Below are 22,069 nucleotides of genomic sequence, written 5' to 3'. Positions count from 1 at the left end.
CAGGGAGACAAGCACAATGCGCACCCGTGCCGCCGTCGCCGTTCAGGCGGGCAAACCTTTGGAAGTGATGGACGTGAACCTGGAAGGCCCCAAAGCGGGTGAGGTTCTGGTGGAAATCAAAGCGACCGGCATTTGCCACACCGACGAATTCACCCTGTCGGGCGCCGACCCCGAGGGCCTGTTTCCCGCCATTCTGGGCCACGAAGGCGCAGGCGTGGTGGTCGAAGTTGGCCCCGGTGTCACCAGCCTGAAGCCCGGCGACCATGTGATCCCGCTCTACACTCCCGAATGTCGTGAGTGTGAATACTGTCTGCACCCCAAGACCAACCTGTGTCAGGCGATCCGTGAAACGCAAGGTAAAGGCCTGATGCCCGACGGCACCTCGCGCTTTTCGACGCTGGATGGTGATCCGATCCTGCACTACATGGGCTGCTCGACCTTTTCGAACCACACGGTCCTGCCCGAGATTGCGCTGGCCAAGGTGCGCGAGGACGCGCCGTTCGACAAGATCTGCTATATCGGCTGCGGCGTGACCACCGGTATCGGAGCCGTCATCAATACCGCCAAGGTCGAGATCGGTAGCCGCGCCATCGTATTCGGTCTGGGTGGTATCGGCCTGAACGTCATTCAGGGCCTGCGTCTGGCCGGGGCCGATCAGATCGTGGGCGTTGACCTGAACCCTGCCAAGGTGGAAATGGCGACGAAATTCGGCATGACCGATTTTGTGAACCCCAAAGAGGTCGAAGGCGATCTGGTTCCCTATCTGGTCAACCTCACCAAGGGCGGCGCGGACTATACGTTCGACGCCACCGGCAATGTCGGCGTCATGCGCGACGCACTGGAATCGGCCCACAAGGGCTGGGGTGAGTCGATCATCATCGGCGTGGCCCCTGCGGGTGCCGAAATCTCGACCCGTCCGTTCCAGCTGGTCACCGGCCGATCCTGGCGCGGTACCGCCTTTGGCGGTGCGCGGGGCCGGACCGACGTTCCCAAGATCGTCGACTGGTACATGGACGGCAAGATCGAGATCGACCCGATGATCACCCACACTATGGGTCTGGACGACATCAACCACGGCTTCGACCTGATGCATAAAGGTGAGAGCATTCGGTCGGTTGTGGTTTACTGATACAATGAAATGTTCTTGAAGGGCGGGCTTTAGCTCGCCCTTTTTTCGTACCTAATTTTTGATGATAGAATTATTTTGAATTGAGGATTTGAAGTGACAACAGGAAAATCCTACCGATTGGCAGTATTGATAGATGCGGACAATGTGCCCGCGAAACATGCCAAAGAGATATTCGAAGAAATTGCGACATTGGGCGAAGCCGGTCTCAGGCGGATTTACGGAGACTTTTCCAACGGCGCACCCCAAGGATGGGATGCCGCATTGCTGGCTGAATTTGCCATCGTTCCCCATCAGCAGTTCGCCAATACATCTGGGAAGAATTCCAGCGATATTGCCTTGGTAATTGATGCCATGGACATCCTGCATTCTGAGCGCTTCGGCGGGTTTGTACTGGTGTCGTCAGACAGCGACTTCACCCGCATGGCAAGCCGCATTCGCGAACAGGGATTGGATGTATATGGAATCGGCGAGCGAAAAGCACCCAAAGCGTTCGTCAATGCGTGCAATCGTTTCATTTACATAGAGAATATTGAAAAATCCGAACCCATTGCATCACGCGCGAAGAGTGCAGAGACACCAAAGGCGAAGCATGAGTTGAACCATGCTTACCAATTGATCCGAAACGTTGTGCTGAACACGAACGAGGCGGATGGATGGGCCAGTCTCGCTTTTGTCGGTAGTCAATTAGGTAAGATGTATCCGGACTTCGACTCCCGTACTTACGGTCACAAAAGGCTGAGCGATTTGGTTAGAGCCATTGGCCGCTTTGAAGAAGGTAACATAAATGGAGGACTCAAGATCAGGTGCAGTGACACCTAAAGCCTTGATTCAATCCCCCGGCCGCGACGCCCCTGTATCCGAGCGCGGTGAGCGCACCCGCAAAACCGGGGTGTTGGTTGAGGTGGTATTCGACCGGCTCTCGCGCCAGACCACGAATACACCAGACGCGATGATGACGCTTGCCCCGACGGCGACCCAGCCGTCCGGTCGCTCGCCAAAGAAGATCATTCCAAACAGCGTTGCCCAGATGATCTGGCTGTATTGGCTGGGGGCGACAACACCGGCGGGCGCGGCGCGGTAGGCCAGGATGATCAGGTGTTGCGCGATGACCGAGAACACGCCGACCAGCGCCATCATCGCCAGATGCAGCAGCGAGGGCGGCTGGTAGACGGCGGGTTGCAGCAAGCTCATGACCACAATAGCCAGTAGCATGGGGTAGAGGATCAGCACGGCCGAGCGTTCCTCATTCCCGATCTTGCGCACCAGAACGGATGCAAAGGCGCTGCAAAACGCAGCCGTCAGGGCGGCGAGGTGGCCCAAAGTGATATCCGTTGAACCGGGGCGCAGCACGATCAGAACGCCGATCAGGCCGACGCCAACGGCGGCCCAGCGCTGGGCGCGGACAACTTCGCCCAGAATCGGGATCGACAGGACCGTGACGATCAGCGGGAAGGAAAACAGCAGCGAATAGACCTCGGCCAGCGGCAGGACCGAGAAGGCGTAAAAGGCGCAGGACATGGCCGTGACCATCAGCGCCGAGCGCAGCAGCACCAGCCACGGGTGATGCGGCAGGAAGTTGCCCGTTGTCCGGTCGGTCAGGATTGTGACCGCCATGGGGACAAAGGAAAACAGCGTGGCGAAGAAGATGATCTGCATCACCGAATAGGTCCCGCCCAGCACTTTGATCAGCGCGTCATGGCTGGCAAAGACCGCGAATCCCGCAAACGCGAAACCAAGTCCCCGAAGGGTGGTGTTTTGAGTGCTCATCGATATGGCCTCGGGTGATGTCGGTGTGGTGGCACTATGCCGTCGCAGCGCAAAAAGGCTGTCTTGCCCCTGAGTAAACCGATTTTACCGGGGCGCATAGCCCCTATTTTACCGCTAACATCGCAAAGCCGCCATGTTCAGGGATCAACGCAGGATCGGCGGAGCGTCCTTGGGTTGGCGGGCCGATTGCACACCGGCCTTCATCCCGACCCCGATACGCCGGGCCAGCGCGACCCATGGGGTTGCGGTTTCCGGTGGCAATGTCTGGGTGGCGACCTCTTCAAACAGGTCCAGCCAATGGGCGAACATCTCGGGCTTCACGTCGGGCCGCTCGATATGGACGCGTTGGGGATTGCCGTCATAGCAGCGCTCGAACAGGATGGCGTTGCGCCAGAAGGCGGCGATCTTTTCCTCATGGCTGGGCCAGTCGGTGACATGGTTGCCAAAGACCGGACCCAGCACAGCATCCTCGCGCACGCGGGCATAGAAGGCGCGGACCTGAGTGTTGATCTGATCGGGCGTTGCCGGAAAGCGCGGCGGCAGGGCGGGTCTGGTCATGAGGGCACCGGTTTCGACTCTGTTCCGGGCCAATATCCCGTTCTGTCGTCACGCGACAGGCGTGGTTTTGTCGCGCTGATCCGGCGTCAGCAGATGCCGCAGCAGGGCGACCGGATGCGCCCGCAGGCTGAGGCGGGTGGCGACGTAATCCTCGACTACCTGCTCGCCCAGTGTCATCTGCGGCAGATAGGCTTCGGGCTCATCCAGCGCCTCACCCTCCAGATCCTGCGAGAACAGCGGCAAGGGTTTGGCGGTGGCAATTGCCTTGGCCTGCCACAGCGCCTCGCGCCGGGTCAGGTCGCAGGCGGCGAAGGCGTCGGCTTCGGCCAGCCGCTCGATCACCGACGGGCCCAACCCCGCCCGGCGCCAGACGTCATCGACCTGATGGTAGCCATTGCCGCGCGCGGCGGTCAGCCAGCTGGCGTCCTCTTCGCTGAGCCCCTTGATCTGGCGGAATCCCAGCCGCAGGGCCAGCCCACCATGGCCGTCGGGCTCCATCACATTGTCCCAGAAGCTGGCATTGATGCAGACCGGGCGCACCTGCACCCCGTGTTCTCGCGCATCCCGCACGATCTGGGCGGGGGCATAGAAGCCCATCGGCTGCGAATTCAGCAGCGCACAGGCGAAGATGCCGGGGTGGTGACACTTGATCCAGGCCGAGGCATAGACCAGCAGCGCAAAGCTGGCCGCGTGGCTTTCAGGGAAGCCATAGGACCCGAACCCTTCGATCTGTGAGAAACAGCGTTCCGCAAAATCCTGTTCATACCCGTTGCGCTTCATCCCGCGCAGGAACAGCGCGCGAAACTCGCTGACATTGCCATGCTTCTTGAAGGTTGCCAGAGACCGCCGCAGCCGGTCGGCCTGTTCCGGGGTGAACCCCGCGCCGACAATTGCGATCTGCATCGCTTGTTCCTGAAACAACGGTACGCCCAGCGTTTTACCCAGCACCTCGCCCAGTTCGTCCGAGGGGAAGCTGACCTCTTCCTCGCCATTCCGGCGGCGGATATAGGGGTGGACCATGTCGCCCTGAATGGGTCCGGGGCGGATGATGGCGACCTCGATCACCAGATCATAGAAATTGCGCGGCCGCATGCGGGGCAGGAAATTCATCTGTGCCCGTGATTCCACCTGAAACACGCCAACCGAATCCGCTTTGCACAGCATATCGTATACTTGGGGATCTTCGGGCGGCAGGGTGGCCAGCGTGTAGCTGGTCTGGTGGTGCTGGCCAATCAGGTCGAACGCCTTGCGAATGCAGGTCAGCATCCCAAGGCTCAGCACATCGACCTTCAGAATGCCTAAGCTGTCGATGTCATCTTTGTCCCAGCAGATCACGGTGCGGTCTTCCATGGTGGCGTTTTCGATGGGAACAAGTTCGTCCAACCGCCCCTCGGTGATGATGAACCCGCCCACGTGCTGGGAAAGGTGTCGGGGGAAGCCGTCGATCTCATAGACCAAAGACAGAGTCTGTTTCAGGCGGCGATCTTCGGGGTCGAGGCCAATCTCGCGCATCCGGTGCGCTTCGAGCCCGACGGTCGAGAAGAAACCCCATAGCTGCGAGGACAGCGCCGAAATCGTGTCTTCGGTCAGACCCATGGCCCGCCCAACCTCGCGAATGGCGCGTTTACCACGGTAATGCACCACCGTGGCGCAGAGGCCCGCGCGGTCCCGGCCATAGCGGTCATAGATGTGCTGGATCACCTCTTCGCGGCGTTCGTGCTCGAAATCCACGTCGATATCGGGCGGTTCATCGCGGGCCTCCGAGACAAAGCGTTCGAACACCATCGTGCCCAGTTCGGGGCTGACTTCGGTGATGCCAAGGCAGTAGCAGACCACCGAATTGGCCGCCGAGCCGCGCCCCTGACACAGGATATCGCGGGACCGTGCGAATTTGACGATGTCCCGGACGGTCAGGAAGTAGGGTTCGTATTTCAGCTTGCCGATCAGGGTAAGCTCATGGGCCAGCATCTTCCTGGCCTTCTCGGATGCGCCCGCCGGGTAGCGCCATTTCAGCCCCTCATGGGCCAGACGGTGCAGGCGTTCGGTTGGGGTTTCCTGCGCGCTGCCCTCGCTGGGGTATTCATAGCGCAATTCATCCAGCGAGAAGGTAAGCCGTTCGCTGAGGTCATGGGCGCGGGCGACAGCCCCTTCATGCCCCTTGAAGATGCGCAGCATCTCAGCCTCGGATCGCAGGCGCTGTTCGCCATTGGCCAACGCTGCACGGCCCAGATCATCCACCTTGCGGCGCAGACGAATGGCGGTCAGCACATCCCCCAGCTTGCGACGCGCACCGTGATGCATCATCGGTGCGGCGCTGGCGAGGGTGGGGATGCCGAGATGTTTCGATTCAGTCTCTAATAAGGAGAAATAGGTGCTGTCTGCGCCATCATACCGGGGGTGCATCAACAGATGCATCCGCCCGGCAAAGCGGCGCGTCAGCTGTTGCGCCTGTGTCCGCCATGGGCTCGCGCCGCCCGGGGATCGATCCGCCTGTGGCCAGAGCAGCAGGTGGAGACCGTCGGAGAATTCCAAAAGATCGGACAGGTGCAGGATGCAATCGCCTTTCTCGGCGCGCAGACGGCCCGCCGACAGGATACGGCACAGGTTGCCCCAGCCCTGCCGGTTCAAGGGCAGGGCGGTGACAGTAGGTGCATCGGTAAAGATCAGTCGCGCGGCTGGGATCAGGCGGGGCACCGCATGGATGGGGTAAGAGGGCGGTTTGGGGATATGGTCCGGGCAGGGCGGGCCGATGGAGGTGTTCTGCGCCTCCCACTCCAGCCGCTCGCGGACCTTGCGGGCGATCTCGCGCCCTTGGGTATGGGCGCGCACGATTCCGGCGACCGAGTTGTCATCGGCAATGGCGATGGCGGGCAGGTTCAGGGTGACGGCACGCTCCATATACTCCTCGGGGTGAGAGGCCCCGGTGAGGAAGGTGAAGTTCGACGTGATCGACAGCTCGGCATACATGACGATTCCACATTATATTCACGTTTTGTTCTTTTTCGAGTCCTTTGCGCAGGAAACGGGTCGATTGAGGCCGATGAGGCGGGCAGGGTCAGGAAAAAGGAGGCCCGATATGTTCAAGATCACCGCATTGCTCACCGACGATGTCCGCGCCCTTCAGGCAGGCGGCCCGGATGCCTATGGTGTCCCGCCCGAGCGGGCCGTTTCGACCGGCGCTGGCAATCCATGTCGTCATTGTCTGCGCAACATTCCTGAAGGCGAAGAGATGCTGATATTGGCGCATAGACCCTTTTTAGAGACACATCCCTATGCAGAAACCGGCCCGATATTCCTGTGCGCCGCCCCGTGCGAGCGGTACGAGGGAGCGGAACTGCCAGAGATCCTGACCACCTCGCCGGACTATCTGATCAAGGGGTATGGTGCGGACAACCGGATCGTTTATGGCACCGGGGCGATCACGCCTACGGATCAGATTGGCGCAAAGGTCCGGGATATCTTTGCCCGACCAGAGATTGCCTATATCCACGTCCGCTCTGCCCGCAACAACTGCTATCAGGCGCGGATCGACCGGGCCTAGGGTCAGGACCCTAGAGCCTGACCCGGTGCATCCCCCGGCGCGGCTGGTCTTGATCCTCGGCCGGTTCATTGGCGCGCGAAGATGTCAGAGCAAGGAAGACATCCTCGAGGTCGGCCTCTTCGGTCCGGACATCGCGAATGCGAATACCTGCGGCGCGGACGGATTCCAGAACCTGCTCGGCGCTGGTTTGGGCGCTGCGGTAGTTCAACACCAGATTGCCATCGTCGCGCAGGGTGGCTTCGACGCCCTCGGTTGCGGGCAAATCGGTGACAGGACGGTCGGGGACAATCACCATGGTGCGGCTGTCCATGCGGCCCAGCAGGTTTGCGGTGCTGTCCTGCGCGATCTTTTCGCCGTGATTGATGATAGCGATCTGGTCGCACATCTCCTGCGCCTCTTCCAGATAATGCGTGGTTAGGATGATGGTCATGCCCTGTTCGTTCAGCTTGCGCACATTGGCCCACAGCATCTGGCGCAGCTCGATATCCACGCCCGCCGTCGGTTCGTCCAGCACCAGCACTTTGGGATGATGCACCAGCGCCTTGGCCAGCAGCAGCCGCCTGCGCATCCCGCCGGACAGAGTGCGGGCATAAGCCTCGGCTTTGTCGCTGAGGCCGACCAGTTCAAGGATCTCATCGCTGCGGCGTTGCGCTTTGGGCACGCCATACAGCCCGGCCTGAACCTCTAGCGCGCCGCGTGGGGTGAAGAACGGGTCGAGGTTCAGTTCCTGCGGCATCACGCCAATGGCGGCGCGGGATTGGCGGGGGTTCTGATCCTGATCGAAGCCCCAGATCGACACATTGCCCGAGGATTTCACCACCAGACCGGCCAGAATATTGATCAGCGTCGATTTCCCGGCCCCGTTTGGCCCCAGCAGCCCAAAGACCGACCCGCGCGGGATGGTCAGATCAATGCCTTTCAACGCCTGTTTCTCGGGCTGGCCCTTGCTGCCGCGATAGGTCTTGCGCAGCCCTTCGATCCTGATTGCCGCATCGGCCATGTGGCTCTTGCCCCCGGTTTGCTCATCGCTCATAAACGCACCTAGTATATGCCCGCGAGGCCGACAACCGCAGAAGGATCGCCAGCCGTGACCATCGAAGCCCCGGAAACCAGGATCGTCGAAACCACCCGTGTCGCCTGTGACGGGGGTGAGGGCGCATTGGGTCATCCGCGCGTCTGGTTGCAGATCCCCGAGGATACCGGCTGGGTCGAATGCCCCTATTGCGACTGCAAATATGTTCTGAGGGGCACAGAGCAAAGCTGATCGTACGCCGCTTCGGTCGCTGCCCAAATCTTGCCGCGTTTCTCATGGTAACTCTTTGGTGGGACCAACGCGGGTGAGTGCGATGACCGACATGACTGCTAAACAGAACGCCAGCCCGGTTTTTGGCTGGATCGGGTTTTGCCTGGCGGCGATGGCGTTGTTTGCCGCGCTGTTTGTGTTCTGGGCCGGGCCGTTTGCACCGCAGCAATCAACCGGCGTGTCGCTGGGGGAACTGGCCGCCGAGATTGGAAAATCGACGCTCCGCGCCGCCGCTGGGCTGGAACAGCCCGAACCGGTCGCCCAAACCCGCGATCTGGACGATTTCCTGCAAATCGGCGTGGCCATGCTGGGCGGGCTGGCGATTGTTGTCTCGGTAATTGGCATTCTGCGCCACGAACGGATGCGCCCTGCTATCGCGGGTGTCGCCATCGGTATCGGTGCGATCCTGTTCCAGTTCTTCGCCTTTGCCTTTTTCGCCTTCCTCGGCGTGCTGGCGATCATGGCGCTTCTGAACAGCTTCTCGGACGTTTTCAGCGGCCTCTTTGGTGGTTAACCCACGTTCCTGACTGGTCAGTCGCCTGCCCCTGTGGCAGAACCATCCCTGACCGACAGGGAGAGCGCGCATGAGCAATTTCGGAAAAGGGTGTCACCTGCATCTGATCGACGGATCGGCCTTTATTTTCAGGGCCTATCACGCGCTGCCTCCGCTGACGCGCAAATCCGATGGGCTGCCGATCGGGGCGGTTTCGGGGTTCTGCAACATGCTGCAGAAATATGTCGAAGGGAACGCGGGGCCGGATGCGCCGACCCATGTGGCGGTGATTTTCGACAAGGGCTCGCACACGTTCCGCAATGATCTGTACGATCTCTACAAAGCCAACCGCGAGGCGATGCCCGAGGATCTGCGCCCGCAGATGCCCCTGACCCGCGAGGCGACGAAAGCATTCAACATCGCCTGCAAGGAGCTTGAGGGTTATGAGGCTGACGACATCATCGCGACCCTCGCCGTTCAGGCGCGCGAGGCCGGGGGTCGTGTGACCATCGTCAGTTCCGACAAGGACCTGATGCAACTGGTCGGCGACGGCGTGGAAATGCTGGATGCGATGAAGAACAAGCGCATCGACCGCGATGGGGTGTTCGAGAAATTCGGCGTTGGGCCGGAACGGGTGGTCGATGTGCAGGCGCTGGCCGGGGATTCGGTGGACAACGTACCGGGCGCGCCGGGGATCGGGATCAAGACCGCCGCTTTGCTGATCAATGAATATGGCGATCTGGAAACGCTGTTGGACCGCGCCGAAGAGATCAAACAGCCCAAGCGCCGCCAGACTCTGATCGAAAAGCGCGACCAGATCGAGCTGTCGAAGAAGCTGGTGCAATTGGATGAGCAAACGCCGCTGGACTTCACGCTGGACGATCTTGAGGTGAAAGACCCCGAGCCGGACACTCTGCTGGGGTTTCTGGCCGAGATGGAGTTCCGCACCCTCACCAAACGCATCGCGGGCAAGCTGGGGGCCGAGGCCCCGGTGATTGCCGATGCACCCGCGCCGGTCGAAGAGGTGGAAGCCGAGGCCATTCCCTTTGATGCATCGAAATACGACTGCGTGCGCGATGCAGGGGCGCTGCAAAAATGGATCGATCAGGCCTATGAGCGTGGCTGGGTTGCGGTGGATACCGAGACCACCGGGCTGAACGAGATGATTGCCGATCTGGTCGGTATTTCTCTGTGCATTGAGCCGGGCGAGGCCTGTTATATTCCGTTGATCCACCGGCAAAGCGCGACCGACGATCTGTTTGGAACCGATGCGCTGGCCGAGGGGCAGATGCCGCTGGATGAGGCCCTGACCCTGCTGAAACCGATGTTCGAGGACCCGTCGGTCCTGAAAATCGGGCAGAATATGAAATATGATGCCAAGATTTTCGCGCGCTATGGCATCGACGTGGCCCCCATCGATGACACGATGCTGATGTCCTACGCCATGCATGGTGGCGCGCATGGGCATGGTATGGATACGCTGTCCGAACGCTATCTGAGCCACACGCCGATCCCGATCAAACCGCTGTTGGGTTCAGGCAAATCGGCGATTACCTTCGACAAGGTGCCGATTGACGAAGCCACCGCCTATGCCGCCGAGGATGCCGATATCACCCTGCGCCTGTGGAAGCTGTTCAAGCCGCAACTGCATCAGGTGCAGGTGACGACGGTGTATGAGACCCTCGAACGCCCGCTGGTGCCGGTGCTGGCCGAGATGGAGATGCATGGCATCAAGGTTGACCGAGATGTCCTGAGCCGGATGTCCAATGCGTTTGCCCAGAAAATGGCCGGGTTAGAGGCTGAAATCCACGAATTGGCCGGTGAGAATTTCAACGTCGGCTCACCCGCGCAGTTGGGAGAGATACTGTTCGACAAGATGGGGCTTGAGGGCGGCAAGAAGGGCAAGACCGGGAAATACTCGACCGGGGCGGATGTGCTTGAGGATCTGGCGACCGAGCATGAATTGCCGCGCCGGGTGCTGGACTGGCGGCAACTGTCCAAGCTGAAATCGACCTACACGGATGCTTTGCAGACCCATATCAACCCCGATACGGGGCGGGTGCATACGTCTTATTCGATCACTGGGGCCAGCACGGGGCGTCTGGCCTCGACCGATCCAAACCTGCAGAACATCCCTGTACGCACCGAGGAAGGGCGGCGCATTCGCGAGGCGTTCATTGCCGAGCCAGGCAATGTGCTGGTCAGCCTCGACTACAGCCAGATCGAGCTGCGGATTTTGGCGCATATCGCCGGGATTGATGCGCTGAAACAGGCGTTCTCGGACGGGTTGGACATTCACGCCATGACCGCGTCCGAAATGTTTGATGTGCCGCTGGACGAGATGACACCAGACATTCGTCGCCAGGCCAAGGCGATCAACTTTGGTGTGATCTATGGCATCTCGGGCTTTGGTCTGGCGCGCAACCTGCGTATCCCGCGGGCCGAGGCGCAGGGGTTCATTGACCGGTATTTCGAGCGTTTTCCGGGCATTCGCCAGTACATGGACGATACGGTCGCGTTTGCCAAGGAACATGGCTATGTCCAGACCCTGTTTGGGCGCAAAATCCATACGCCCGAGATCAATGCCAAGGGGCCCCATGCGGGCTTTTCGCGCCGGGCGGCGATCAACGCGCCGATTCAGGGGACGGCCGCGGATGTGATCCGGCGCGCGATGGTGCGGATGCCGGATGCGATCAACGGGCTGCCTGCCAAGATGCTGTTGCAGGTGCATGACGAATTGCTGTTTGAAGTGGCCGAGGATGCGGTGGATCAGGTGATCGGTGTGGCGCGCGACGTAATGGAGGGTGCATCGGACCCGGCCGTCAAACTGGATGTGAAGCTGGATGTGGATGCCGGGCAGGGGGCCAACTGGGCCGAAGCGCATTAAGGAAGACGCTGCTCATCAGGCCCGGCGGGCCCTCTTCGCAGCGGGTCAGGCTTTGGGCCTGACCAGTCGATCGACCAGCCGTTTCACTGCAGGCCCAAGAACCACAATGACCGCGAAGGCGATGGGCCAGCAGAACATCCACGAGGCCATCCAGTCCGAGACGGTGGTGGGCCCCAGCCCCACGGCCTTGACCGTCGCAATACCGGTTACGATGCATGACATCAGCCCTGACATGATCAGGCAAAACACGACATGCGATAAGCGGGCGGCGGTCATGGGCATCATCCGTTCGTTGGCCTTGGCAACATGTGGGGTATTTTGGCCGCAAATGCCAGTGGTTGCTGTCAGACTACCGCATCCAGCCCAGCGACTCCTCGGTCCGGCGCGTTGAGGGCGTGTATTCCGCGCTGACCCACCCAGTATAGCCGCTATTGTCCATCGCACTGAAAAGCCTGTCGAAATCCGTGTGTCCGCTGCCGGGTTCCGACCGATCCGGCGCGGCCCCGATCTGAGCGTGCACCACGCGGTCATGGTATTGATCCCAGACGGCCAACGCGTCGCCATGGATCATATCGGCGTGAAAGCTGTCATATTGCAGACCGATATTGCGGCGATCCACCTGGTCCAGAACCTCGGCCGCCAGCGCGTAGTCGTTCAGGAAGTAGCCCGGTTGAGACACCGGGTTCAGAGGCTCGATGGTGAACTGCTGGGTGGGCGCGATCTCGGCCGCCCATTGCAGGTTTTGCACGAAGCTGGCCATCGCCTGTGGCCCGGACGCATAGCCGGACATGATATGGATGATCTTCGGGCGCAGCGCGTCGGCATAGCGCAGAACCCTGCGGATATCGGATTGAAACCGCGCCTCGCCGCCGGGAATTGCCGCGTAACCGGGCTGCCCGCCGGTGTAGTTGGGCGGTGGGGCGTTGATCAGAACCAGTTCCAGCCCATTGGCCAACAGGGCGCGGCGGGTCTCTTTCGCGGCCAGATCATAGGGGAACAGAATCTCGACCGCCTTGAACCCGGCCTCGGCTGCGGCGGCAAAGCGATCCAGGTAGGGCAGCTCGGTAAAGAGCAGCGAGAGATTGGCGGCAAATCTGGGCATGAGCGGTCCAGGTGTTTGGTCCCCGGACCTTAGCGAGCGGGCGGTTTTCAGGAAAGGGACGGAAAACGACAGATTGTCGAAAATCGACCAGATCAAGGATCGGGTCTGAGGGACGATCCGCCCCAATGCGGCGAATCATGTCCGGCGCCGCTTTGACAAAAAGGCCCGATCTTTATGGCTTACAGCCCCGACCCCGCGCGCGGGACCGCACTCGCTTTGCCCGCCGACCGCAATGCTGCGCTGTCCGGCAACGGGTTGGCGGTCGCGTCGATGCTGACATGGGCGGCAGGGTTTCCGGCGGCAGAGGTCCTGTTGCACAGCTGGCCTCCGATTGCGCTGTTTGCGGCGCGGATGGCGTTGGCTTTGGCCGTTATGGTTCCGATCTGGATCTGGCTTGACGGTCCGGCGCGGGTGCTGAACGCCCGCTGGGGCCGGGCGCTGTATATCGGAGCGGTGGGGTTCGGCGGCGGCATGTTCCTGATCCTGCTGGCGCAAAAGCTGACCGATCCGGTGACGGTGGCGATCATCGCATCCTGCGCGCCTTTGGCCGCCACTTTGCTTGAAATGGCAACCGGCACGCGACGCCTGCGATGGAACTTTGCCCTCGGCGTCCTGGTCTCGATCATCGGTGGGATCATCGCCACCAGTGCGCTGGCTCCGGCACAGCTGGGTGTGGGGGCGGCTTGCGCGGTTGTATCCACGTTTCTGTTCTGCTGGGGCAGCATGGCCACAGCGCGCGACTTCCCTGAACTCAGTCCGATGGGCCGATCGACGATCACTTTTGCCGGCGCGTTGATGATGGCGGCAGTGCTGCTGTTGGGGGCGTATCTGCTTGGGCTTGATCTGCGCCCCTCACGGCCCGTTGATTTTGCCCAAGGCGCGATGCTGGTGATTTACGCGCTGGTCTCAATGGGCATCAGCCAGGTGTTCTTCATTGCCGCTGTTGGCAAAATGGGCGTCGCGCTGACCTCATTCCACATCAACGTCGCGCCCTTCTACGTCATGATCATCATGCTGGTGCTGGGCGAGGCATGGGACTGGACCCGCGCGCTGGGCGCGGGGATCGTTGCATTGGCGGTGCTGGTCGCGCAGGACCGCAGGATTCCGCAATCGACCTAAACGTCGGTCAGTGCCTCTGCCGCAATCAACGGGAAAAACTGCCCGCCGGACCAGACGCCGAACCAACCCTCGTGCTCGGTCCCGATATCGACCAGCCGGTAAAAGCTTTTGCGGTCGATGCGCGCCTCAAGGTTGGCGCGGATCAACATATATAGCGCGGGTTCTTCTGTTTCGGGATCGGTGACAATGCGGATGGGATGGTCCTGCCCGGCCACCGCCGTATCGCCCACATGGGTTGTGAATGTCAGCTCTTGCGCCGCGCCGTCGCCTGTTTGGTCAAAGTCCACGGCGACAAACGGCGCGTCCTCGACAGTGATTCCCACCTTTTCGACCGGGGTGACGAGGTAGTATCTGTCGCCATCTTTCTTAAGAATTGAGGAAAATAGCTTTACCAACTCGAACCGGTTGATCGGCGACCCTAAGTAACTCCAGGTACCATCCCGTGCGATCCGGATGTCCAGATCGCCGCAAAACGGAGGATTCCACAGGTGAACGGGCGGTAAACCCCTGGTTTTGGCCGCTTTGACTGATGCAGCCAGACCATCCGGCGAAGGTTTCACAGGTTTTTGTCCGCTCATTGCTTTTGCCATTTCCTCTTAGCGCGATACACTTCATTTATAATAGTCCACGGAAGGGAAAGTCATGACCGAACCTGCCGACCTCGTGTCCGAGATCGAAGCGCTGGAAACAAAACTGCAAGAGGCCAAGTCCTCGATCACTCGCCGCTTCATCGGGCAGGAACGGGTCGTGGAGCTGACCCTGACCGCGCTTCTGTGCGGTGGGCATGCGCTGTTGATCGGTTTGCCCGGTCTGGGCAAGACACGTTTGGTCGAGACGCTGTCGACCGTGATGGGCCTGCATGGCAACCGTATCCAGTTCACGCCCGACCTGATGCCCGCCGATATTCTGGGTTCCGAGGTTCTGGACACCGCCGATGACGGCACCCGTCATTTCCGCTTTATCTCGGGTCCGATCTTTTGCCAGTTGCTGATGGCGGATGAGATCAACCGCGCCAGCCCACGCACCCAGTCGGCGCTGCTGCAGGCGATGCAGGAACGCACGGTGACCGTGGCGGGCGAGGATCGCTCGTTAGGTGTGCCCTTCCACGTTTTGGCCACGCAGAACCCGATTGAGCAAGAGGGCACCTATCCGCTGCCCGAGGCGCAACTGGACCGGTTCCTTGTTCAGATCGACGTCGAATACCCGGATCGCCAGACCGAGCGGGATATTCTGTTGGCGACAACAGGCGTCGAAGAGGACGCGGCGCATCAGATTTTCACCAAGGAAGAGTTGCTGGCCGCGCAGGTCCTGCTGCGTCGGATGCCGGTTGGGGACTCGGTCGTCGAATTGATCCTCGATCTGGTCCGCGCCTTCCGCCCTGATGAGCCCGGAGCCTCGGAACGTGTCGCCGAAACCGTCGCCTGGGGCCCCGGCCCGCGTGCGGCGCAGGCATTGATGATGACCGTGCGAGCGCGCGCGATGCTGCAAGGGCGGCTGGCCCCGAATGCCGAGGATGTGCTGGATATGGCCCGCCCGGTCCTGAGCCACCGTATGGCGCTGAACTTTGCGGCGCGGGCACGCGGCGACAGCTTGTCTGAACTGATCGAATCCACCGCCGCCGGTCTGATCCGGACCGAGGCCGCGGCGTGAATGCCGCGCTGACCCTTCGCGAAAGATCCGAGGCCGAGGCGTCCCGGCTGCCGCCCCTGTTGGCGCGTGCCGAACATCTGGCCGGGACCGTCCTGCTGGGTGACCACGGGCGGCGACGCTCGGGGTTGGGCGATGATTTCTGGCAGTACCGCCCGGCACAGATCGGTGACAGTCGGCGGATGATCGATCACAGGCGATCAGCGCGCGGTGATCAGCAATTTGTGCGCGAACGCGAATGGCAGATTGCGCAATCGGTGATGCTGTGGGTCGATCAGGGTGCCTCGATGCGCTTTGCGTCGAACAAAGAGTTGCCGACCAAGGCCGACCGGGCGCGTTTGCTGGGATTGGCAACCTCGATCCTATTGGTGCGCGGGGGCGAGCGTGTGGGCCTGACCGGAACCACCCTGCCGCCCCGGCGCGGCAATGCGCAGATCATCCGGCTGGCGCAGGCGTGGTCCGAGGATGCCGAACCTGACTATGCCCCGCCCGAACACCGGGCGATGATCCCGCATGCGCGGGCTGTTTTCATCTCCGATTTCCTCGGCCCGATGGATGAGGTCGAACTGGCCTTGACCAAGGCCGCCGACCGGGGCGTGCGGGGTGTGATCCTGCAGGTGTTGGACCCAAGCGAAGAGAGCTTCCCCTATCGCGGCCGCACCATCTTTGAAAGTGTCGGCGGCACGACCCGGCACGAGACGCTGAAGGCCGGAGACCTGCGTGATCGATATCTGGACCGGTTGGCACAGCGTAAGGACGCGCTGACCCAACTGTGCCGCGCAACTGGCTGGCAACTGGGCCTGCACCACACCGGAGACAGCGCACAAGCGGCTCTGTTATGGCTCTACCGGGCGCTGGACGGGGGCATGCGATGACGGTTCTGGCGGGCATCGGCTTTACCGCCCCATGGGTGCTGTTGGGTCTGCTGACCCTGCCAATCCTGTGGCTGATCCTGCGCGCCGTGCCGCCCGCGCCGATCCGGCGCTTGTTCCCGGCGGTAACTTTGCTGCTGGGGTTGAAGGATGACGAAAGCGTCTCGGATCGCACCCCGTGGTGGCTGCTCATGCTGCGCATGCTGGCGGCGGCGGCGATCATCATTGGGCTGGCGGGGCCGGTCCTGAACCCTTCACGCGATCAGACGGGCACCGGGCCGTTGCTGCTGGTGCTGGATGCAAGCTGGGCCGGGGCGACGCGCTGGTCGGCGACGCTGGACCAGATCGATGCGCAACTGACCGAGGCCGGGCGTGCAGGGCGTCCTGTCTCGATCCTGCGCCTGACCGAGCCGGAAACGCCGGTGTTTCAGGCGGCTGAGGCATGGCGGAACCGTTTGCCGGGGCTGGCACCGAACCCGTGGCAACCGACCGCAACGCAGATCGCACAGGTCTTTGCGGCGCTGGAGCAGGTCGATGGCGGCTTTGACACCCATTGGTTCAGCGACCGGCTGAGCTATGAGGGTCACGCCGATTTAGTGTCTGATCTGCAATCCCGTGGCGAGGTCACGGTGTATCAGCCCAATTCCGGCGCGGTGGCGTTGTTGCCTGCGGCCTATCAGGACGGGGTGATCCAACTGACCGCGCTGCGGGCCGAACCCGGATCGGAACAGCGCGTCACCGTTCTGGCACAGGGTCGCGACCCGGCGGGGACAGCGCGCGTTCTGCAATCCGCAGACATGACCTTTGAGAATGGCGCAACCGAAGCGCGGATCGAGCTGGCTTTGCCATCTGAACTGCGCGCCCGGATTACCCGGTTCGAGCTTCAGGGCCAGCGGTCCGCCGGAGCAGTCACCCTGACCGACGACAGCCTGCGTCGGCGCGAGGTCGCGCTGATTGCCGGATCGATCAACCGCGAAGGGTTGGAGTTGCTATCACCCTTGCACTACCTGACTCAGGTGCTGGTCCCCACAGCGGATTTTGTCGAAGGCGGGTTGCTTGAGGTTTTGCCTGCGAATCCGGATGTCGTCGTTCTGTCCGATGTGGCCCAGCTTTCCGCCACGGAAGAGGTTGACCTGATCGCGTGGGTCGAACAGGGCGGGCTGCTGCTGCGCTTTGCCGGGCCGCGTATGGCCGCCAGCGATCTGGGCCGCGATGAGGAAGATACGCTGTTGCCGGTAAGGCTGCGCAGCGGCGGTCGCACCGTTGGCGGCGCGATGAGTTGGGGTGAGGCCAAGACGCTGGCCCCGTTCCCCGAAGACTCGCCCTTCTATGGGCTGCAAATCCCGGATGACGTGGTGGTTTCAACACAGGTTATGGCGCAACCAGACCCTAATCTGGCGGATCGGGTGATTGCGTCGCTGTCGGACGGAACACCACTGGTTACGCGCAAGGCGCTGGGTTTGGGGCAGGTCGTGCTGTTCCATGTGACGGCGGATGCGGAATGGTCCAGCCTGCCGCTATCAGGCCTGTTTGTGGAAATGCTGGACCGTCTGGCTGTCGCCTCGGCGGCCAAATCCCGACAAGTGGAACAGTTGCAAGGCACCACGTGGGAGCCGGTTCAGATCATGGACGGCTTTGGCGTGCTGTCCGACGCGGGCACATTGGCCGGTGTGGACGGGGTGGAACTTGTCTCGGGTCAGATCGGCCCCGACATTCGCCCCGGTCTTTACGAAAGCGGCAAGCAGAAACTGGCGCGCAACGTTCTGTCCGAGGAGTCGGTGCTGAACCCGGTGGTCTGGCCCTCGGACGTGCCGATCCGGGGGCAGGAGGTCACGACCGAGACGCCGTTGGGTGGCCTGCTGCTCAGCCTCGCGCTGATCCTGCTGACCATCGACGTGATCGCCTCACTCGCGCTGTCGGGCCGGTTGGGTCTGGCCAAGGCGACCGCAGCGGCCCTTGTGGCCATGCTGCTGGTGCCCAAGGCACAGGCGCAAACGCCGGATGAGACGGATTTTGCCCTGGCCGCCACCCATGAATTGGTTCTGGCCCACGTCCTGACCGGGGATTCTCAGGTAGACGACATCGCGCAGGCGGGCCTGCGCGGGCTGGCGCAAACGCTGTTCTACCGCACATCCGTGGAACCGGCGGAACCCATCGGCGTGGATCTGGAGCGCGATGAGCTTGCCTTTTTCCCGCTGCTCTATTGGCCGATCACGCCTGATCAGTCGCAACCCTCAGCCGAGGCTTATGCCAAGCTGAACGCTTATCTGCGCTCGGGCGGGATGATCCTGTTCGACACGCGGGACGCCGATATCGCAGGGTTCGGGGCCTCAAGTCCCAATGGGCGCAAGCTGCAACAACTGGCCGGGCCGCTGAATATTCCCGCGTTAGAGCCGATTCCCCGCGACCATGTCCTGACGCGAACCTTCTATCTGCTGCAGGACTTCCCGGGCCGTTATTCAGGCACTGAGGTCTGGGTCGAAGCCGCGCCGTTGGATGCCGAACAGATCGAGGGGATGCCCTTCCGTAACCTCAACGACAATGTGACGCCGGTGGTGATCGGCGGCAATGACTGGGCCGGGGCCTGGGCGGTGGACCGCAACGGGCAGGCCCTGCTGCCGGTGGGTCGCGGCTATGCCGGTGAGCGTCAGCGCGAACTGGCCAGTCGCTTTGGCGTTAATCTGGTGATGCATGTGCTGACCGGAAATTACAAATCCGATCAGGTGCATGTGCCTGCTCTGCTGGACAGATTGGGACAATGACCGGAACCGTCATATTCGATCCGCTGATCCCATGGCCCGTTCTGGCGATTGTCGCCGCGCTTGCGGTTGGCGGGGTGATTCTGGCTGTCTGGCGCGGCCTGTCCGGCTGGGCGCTTCGGGGCCTGGCGGCTTTGGTGTTGATCGCCGCGCTGGCCGGTCCTGTGTACCAGATCGAAGACCGCGCGCCGCTGACCGACATTGTCCTGATGATCGAGGATGAAAGCGCCAGTCAGACGCTTTCCGACCGCGCGGATCAAACTGCCGAGGCCGCCGAGGCGCTGGCCGCCGAGATCGAATCCCGCGACAACACTGAACTGCGCCGCATTCGCGTTGGCGACGGGGACGGTGATGAGGGCACGCAGGTGATGGCCGCCGTCAACGCCGCTTTGGCCGAGGAACCGCGCGCACGGATTGCGGGCGTTCTGGTCGTCTCGGACGGGATCGTGCACGATGTCGATCAGGCCCCGGACCTGCCTGCGCCCCTGCATCTGCTGCAAACCGGGCGCGAAAGCGACTGGGACCGCAGGCTGATCGTCCGCAACGCACCCGCCTTTGCCATTATCGGCGAGCCTGTGACCCTGACCCTGCGTGTCGAGGACAGCGGTGCCGCGCCGGGCGGAGCGCCCAACGCGCCGCTTCAGATCTCGGTCGACGGCGGAGAAGCGGAAGAGTTCCGTATCCCGATCGGCGTGGATGTGGAACTGCCAATCACGCTGCCCCATGGCGGGCGCAACGTGATCCAGTTCTCGGTCCCGCAGGCCGAAGGCGAATTGACCGACCGCAACAACACTGCGCTGATCCAGATGAACGGCGTGCGCGACCGGCTGCGCGTTCTGCTGGTTTCGGGCGAGCCGCATCCCGGTGGCCGTACATGGCGGAACCTTTTGAAATCAGACAGTTCCGTTGATCTGGTGCATTTCACCATTCTGCGCCCGCCGGAAAAGCAGGATGGCGTCCCGGTCGATGAACTGTCACTGATCGCCTTCCCGACGCGCGAGCTGTTTCTGGAAAAGATCAACGATTTCGATCTGATTATCTTTGACCGCTACAAACGTCGCGGCATCCTGCCCGCGATCTATCTGGATAACGTGACCGATTACATCAACGGCGGCGGTGCTGTGCTGATCGCGGCGGGTCCCGATTTCGCCAGTGCAGACAGTATCTTCCGCTCACCGCTTGCGCCCATCCTGCCCGCGCAACCCACGGCGCGGGTGATCGAGGAACGCTATGTGCCCATGGTCAGCGATCTGGGGCATCGGCATCCGGTGACCACCAATCTGGGCGATTCCGAGGATTGGGGCGCATGGCTGCGTCAGATCGATGTGAACCAGCGCTCGGGTCAGGTTCTGATGACCGGTCTGGACGAACGCCCGCTGCTGGTACTGGACCGCGTGGGCGAGGGGCGCGTGGCGATGCTGGCCTCGGACCATGCCTGGCTGTGGAGCAGGGGTTACGAGGGTGGCGGGCCGCAGCTAGAACTGCTGCGCCGGTTGGCCCATTGGATGATGAAAGAGCCCGAGCTTGAGGAAGAGGCGCTATGGGCCGAGGCCAATGGTCAATCCATGCGCATCATCCGTCAGACGCTTGAGGATGAGGTCGGGCCGGTCACAATCACCCGCCCCAATGGCGAGACGCTTGAGATCACGCTGGACGAGGTCACTCCGGGCCGGTTCGAAGCGCAGTATTTCGGGCCTGAGATCGGCCTCTACCGCTTGCAGGAAGGCGAGTTGATGGCGGTGATCGGCCTTGGCCCCGCTGCACCCAAGGAATTTGAACGCACCATCGCCACCGGCGATGTGCTTGATCCTGTAATCGCGCAGATGCGTGGCGGGGTGATCCGGCTGGAAGATGGCTTGCCCTCGATCCGCAATGTCCGGGCCGGGCGTCCTGCGGCGGGACGCGGCTGGATCGGTTTGACCCCGCGCGAGGCTTATGAGACTCGCGATGTCACGCAGGCCGGGTTGCTGCCGCCTTGGCTGGTTCTGTTGCTGGCGGGTGGGTTCCTGCTGGGTGGTTGGCTGCGCGAAGGCCGTCGTTAGTCTTCGCTGAAAATAACGCTGACCGATGGGTTCCCCGGCAGACCCTCATAGCTGACGGACGCGCCGCCTTTGCCTTTGGCCGGCGGAAACAGCGGACCAAAAGAACCGACTGAAACCATGTCGCCGGGCTTAAAGGTGATGCCTTTGGAGGTCAGCCAAATCACGGCATTGGCCGGATGCCCCAGAACTGCCCGCCCCGGCGCTTGCGCCAGTATTTCGCCATCTGCTGCGCTGAGCGTGACCGTCATGTCACCCAGCGCCGTTGTCATGGCCAATGGGTCCGTTACGGCGATTTCCGAGCCTAACACGCCCAGTTTCGGCCCCACACCGATGGCCGTAAGGGTCACAGGCGTGATGGGTTGCCCCTCGGCCAGTGTCAGATCGGGCAGTTCGATGAACGGGCGAATGGCCGAGACGTTGCGGATGACCTCCTCGGGCGTTGTGGCCTGATTGATCGCGGGGTCGCCGACGACAAGGATCAGGTCGGCCTCGAATACGGGTCGGGCCCCCCAATTCGCCGGAACCGTGGCCCCATCGTCCCGCATCATGTCGCGATACAGAAGACCCTGAACCGGTTCGGACGCCCCGAACCGTTCCTGCGCCGGTGCGCTGGTCAGGCCCGCTTTGTAGCCGATGACCGGGCCCAGATGCGGTTCCATGACCTCGGCCAGCTTGGCCTGGGTACACAGCGCATCCTCCATCGTTCCATCCGGCGACAGGGCGGCGGTTGCAGTATTGGAGAGATAGTCGCGCACAAAGGTCTCGATCTGCGCGTCAGAGGCGCAGTCCGCAACTGCCTGAGAGGCCGTCATCGCGAGCGCCAGGGTTATCCACGTCCGCATATCGATCT

General features: G+C 62.0%; 19 protein-coding genes. 11 read left to right on the top strand and 8 right to left on the bottom strand.

Annotated features, from left to right (window positions below):
- The first annotated feature begins 16 nt into the window (after nt 1–16).
- Nucleotides 17–1,129 (top strand): S-(hydroxymethyl)glutathione dehydrogenase/class III alcohol dehydrogenase, encoded by a 1,113-nt coding sequence (locus tag ACR0KX_RS11185; protein WP_170453530.1) that lies wholly within the window; start codon nt 17–19, stop codon nt 1,127–1,129.
- 117 nt (nt 1,130–1,246) lie between these two features.
- Nucleotides 1,247–1,948 carry an NYN domain-containing protein gene (locus tag ACR0KX_RS11180; protein WP_480708427.1) on the top strand — a complete coding sequence of 234 codons (702 nt, stop codon included), beginning with the start codon at nt 1,247–1,249 and terminating at the stop codon, nt 1,946–1,948.
- A gap of 9 nt (nt 1,949–1,957) precedes the next feature.
- Here the strand turns inward: ACR0KX_RS11180 and ACR0KX_RS11175 are convergent, their stop codons facing one another.
- The 3 genes from ACR0KX_RS11175 to ACR0KX_RS11165 form a co-directional block, all read right to left on the bottom strand.
- Complete coding sequence (locus ACR0KX_RS11175; protein WP_170453532.1) at nt 1,958–2,896, bottom strand: DMT family transporter; 939 nt, start codon at nt 2,894–2,896, stop codon at nt 1,958–1,960.
- A gap of 144 nt (nt 2,897–3,040) precedes the next feature.
- Nucleotides 3,041–3,454 (bottom strand): group III truncated hemoglobin, encoded by a 414-nt coding sequence (locus tag ACR0KX_RS11170; protein WP_170453533.1) that lies wholly within the window; start codon nt 3,452–3,454, stop codon nt 3,041–3,043.
- Nucleotides 3,455–3,502: 48 nt separating this feature from the next.
- Nucleotides 3,503–6,421, bottom strand: a complete 2,919-nt coding sequence (locus ACR0KX_RS11165; protein ID WP_480708426.1) for an error-prone DNA polymerase — start codon at nt 6,419–6,421, stop codon at nt 3,503–3,505.
- Between the two features lie 109 nt (nt 6,422–6,530).
- Here ACR0KX_RS11165 and ACR0KX_RS11160 point away from each other — a divergent pair, with 109 nt between their 5' ends.
- Nucleotides 6,531–6,995: a DUF1203 domain-containing protein gene (locus ACR0KX_RS11160; protein ID WP_480708425.1), complete on the top strand. Its 465-nt coding sequence runs from the start codon at nt 6,531–6,533 to the stop codon at nt 6,993–6,995.
- Nucleotides 6,996–7,005: 10 nt separating this feature from the next.
- Here ACR0KX_RS11160 and ACR0KX_RS11155 read toward each other — a convergent pair whose 3' ends face one another.
- Nucleotides 7,006–7,995 carry an ABC transporter ATP-binding protein gene (locus tag ACR0KX_RS11155; protein WP_170623615.1) on the bottom strand — a complete coding sequence of 330 codons (990 nt, stop codon included), beginning with the start codon at nt 7,993–7,995 and terminating at the stop codon, nt 7,006–7,008.
- 87 nt (nt 7,996–8,082) lie between these two features.
- On the opposite strand from ACR0KX_RS11155, the gene ACR0KX_RS11150 reads away from it, so the two are divergent.
- The 3 genes from ACR0KX_RS11150 to polA all read left to right on the top strand — a co-directional run bounded on the left by ACR0KX_RS11150 (nt 8,083) and on the right by polA (nt 11,678).
- Nucleotides 8,083–8,259, top strand: a complete 177-nt coding sequence (locus ACR0KX_RS11150) for a zinc-finger domain-containing protein (RefSeq protein WP_170453536.1) — start codon at nt 8,083–8,085, stop codon at nt 8,257–8,259.
- Nucleotides 8,260–8,350: 91 nt separating this feature from the next.
- Nucleotides 8,351–8,812: a hypothetical protein gene (locus tag ACR0KX_RS11145; protein ID WP_480708424.1), complete on the top strand. Its 462-nt coding sequence runs from the start codon at nt 8,351–8,353 to the stop codon at nt 8,810–8,812.
- Nucleotides 8,813–8,882: 70 nt separating this feature from the next.
- Entirely contained in the window at nt 8,883–11,678 is a 2,796-nt protein-coding gene (gene polA, locus ACR0KX_RS11140; protein WP_480708423.1) for a DNA polymerase I, read from the top strand.
- A 45-nt stretch (nt 11,679–11,723) separates the two neighbouring features.
- Here the strand turns inward: polA and ACR0KX_RS11135 are convergent, their stop codons facing one another.
- Both ACR0KX_RS11135 and ACR0KX_RS11130 read right to left on the bottom strand, forming a co-directional pair.
- Entirely contained in the window at nt 11,724–11,954 is a 231-nt protein-coding gene (locus ACR0KX_RS11135) for a DUF2798 domain-containing protein (RefSeq protein WP_170453539.1), read from the bottom strand.
- 73 nt (nt 11,955–12,027) lie between these two features.
- On the bottom strand, nt 12,028–12,780 hold the full coding sequence (locus ACR0KX_RS11130; RefSeq protein ID WP_480708422.1) for a hydroxypyruvate isomerase family protein: 753 nt from the start codon (nt 12,778–12,780) through the stop codon (nt 12,028–12,030).
- 174 nt (nt 12,781–12,954) lie between these two features.
- Here ACR0KX_RS11130 and ACR0KX_RS11125 point away from each other — a divergent pair, with 174 nt between their 5' ends.
- The gene (locus ACR0KX_RS11125) at nt 12,955–13,899 is read left to right on the top strand and encodes a DMT family transporter (protein ID WP_170623335.1); all 945 of its coding nucleotides are present in this window, start codon (nt 12,955–12,957) and stop codon (nt 13,897–13,899) included.
- On the opposite strand, the gene ACR0KX_RS11120 is transcribed toward ACR0KX_RS11125, so the two are convergent.
- Nucleotides 13,896–14,477 (bottom strand): DUF1285 domain-containing protein, encoded by a 582-nt coding sequence (locus tag ACR0KX_RS11120; RefSeq protein WP_480708421.1) that lies wholly within the window; start codon nt 14,475–14,477, stop codon nt 13,896–13,898. The two genes, ACR0KX_RS11125 and ACR0KX_RS11120, sit on opposite strands and share 4 nt — an antisense overlap.
- A 64-nt stretch (nt 14,478–14,541) precedes the next feature.
- Here ACR0KX_RS11120 and ACR0KX_RS11115 point away from each other — a divergent pair, with 64 nt between their 5' ends.
- Genes ACR0KX_RS11115 through ACR0KX_RS11100 form a run of 4 tightly spaced genes read left to right on the top strand, consistent with a single transcriptional unit; the run spans nt 14,542 to nt 21,219 of the window.
- Nucleotides 14,542–15,549 carry an AAA family ATPase gene (locus ACR0KX_RS11115; protein ID WP_170521152.1) on the top strand — a complete coding sequence of 336 codons (1,008 nt, stop codon included), beginning with the start codon at nt 14,542–14,544 and terminating at the stop codon, nt 15,547–15,549.
- Nucleotides 15,546–16,421 carry a DUF58 domain-containing protein gene (locus ACR0KX_RS11110; RefSeq protein WP_170623331.1) on the top strand — a complete coding sequence of 292 codons (876 nt, stop codon included), beginning with the start codon at nt 15,546–15,548 and terminating at the stop codon, nt 16,419–16,421. The genes ACR0KX_RS11115 and ACR0KX_RS11110 overlap by 4 nt, the downstream gene beginning before the upstream one ends.
- Complete coding sequence (locus ACR0KX_RS11105; RefSeq protein ID WP_170623329.1) at nt 16,418–19,180, top strand: DUF4159 domain-containing protein; 2,763 nt, start codon at nt 16,418–16,420, stop codon at nt 19,178–19,180. Before ACR0KX_RS11110 ends, ACR0KX_RS11105 begins: the two co-directional genes overlap by 4 nt.
- Nucleotides 19,177–21,219, top strand: a complete 2,043-nt coding sequence (locus tag ACR0KX_RS11100; RefSeq protein ID WP_170623327.1) for a hypothetical protein — start codon at nt 19,177–19,179, stop codon at nt 21,217–21,219. The genes ACR0KX_RS11105 and ACR0KX_RS11100 overlap by 4 nt, the downstream gene beginning before the upstream one ends.
- On the opposite strand, the gene ACR0KX_RS11095 is transcribed toward ACR0KX_RS11100, so the two are convergent.
- Entirely contained in the window at nt 21,216–22,061 is an 846-nt protein-coding gene (locus ACR0KX_RS11095) for a fumarylacetoacetate hydrolase family protein (RefSeq protein WP_170623326.1), read from the bottom strand. The genes ACR0KX_RS11100 and ACR0KX_RS11095 overlap by 4 nt on opposite strands.
- Nucleotides 22,062–22,069: the final 8 nt, after the last annotated feature.

It is taken from the genome of Ruegeria sp. BG5, from assembly GCF_056538425.1.
Note: the sequence above shows the minus strand (reverse complement) of the source record. Positions and strands in the feature narration are given on the sequence as shown.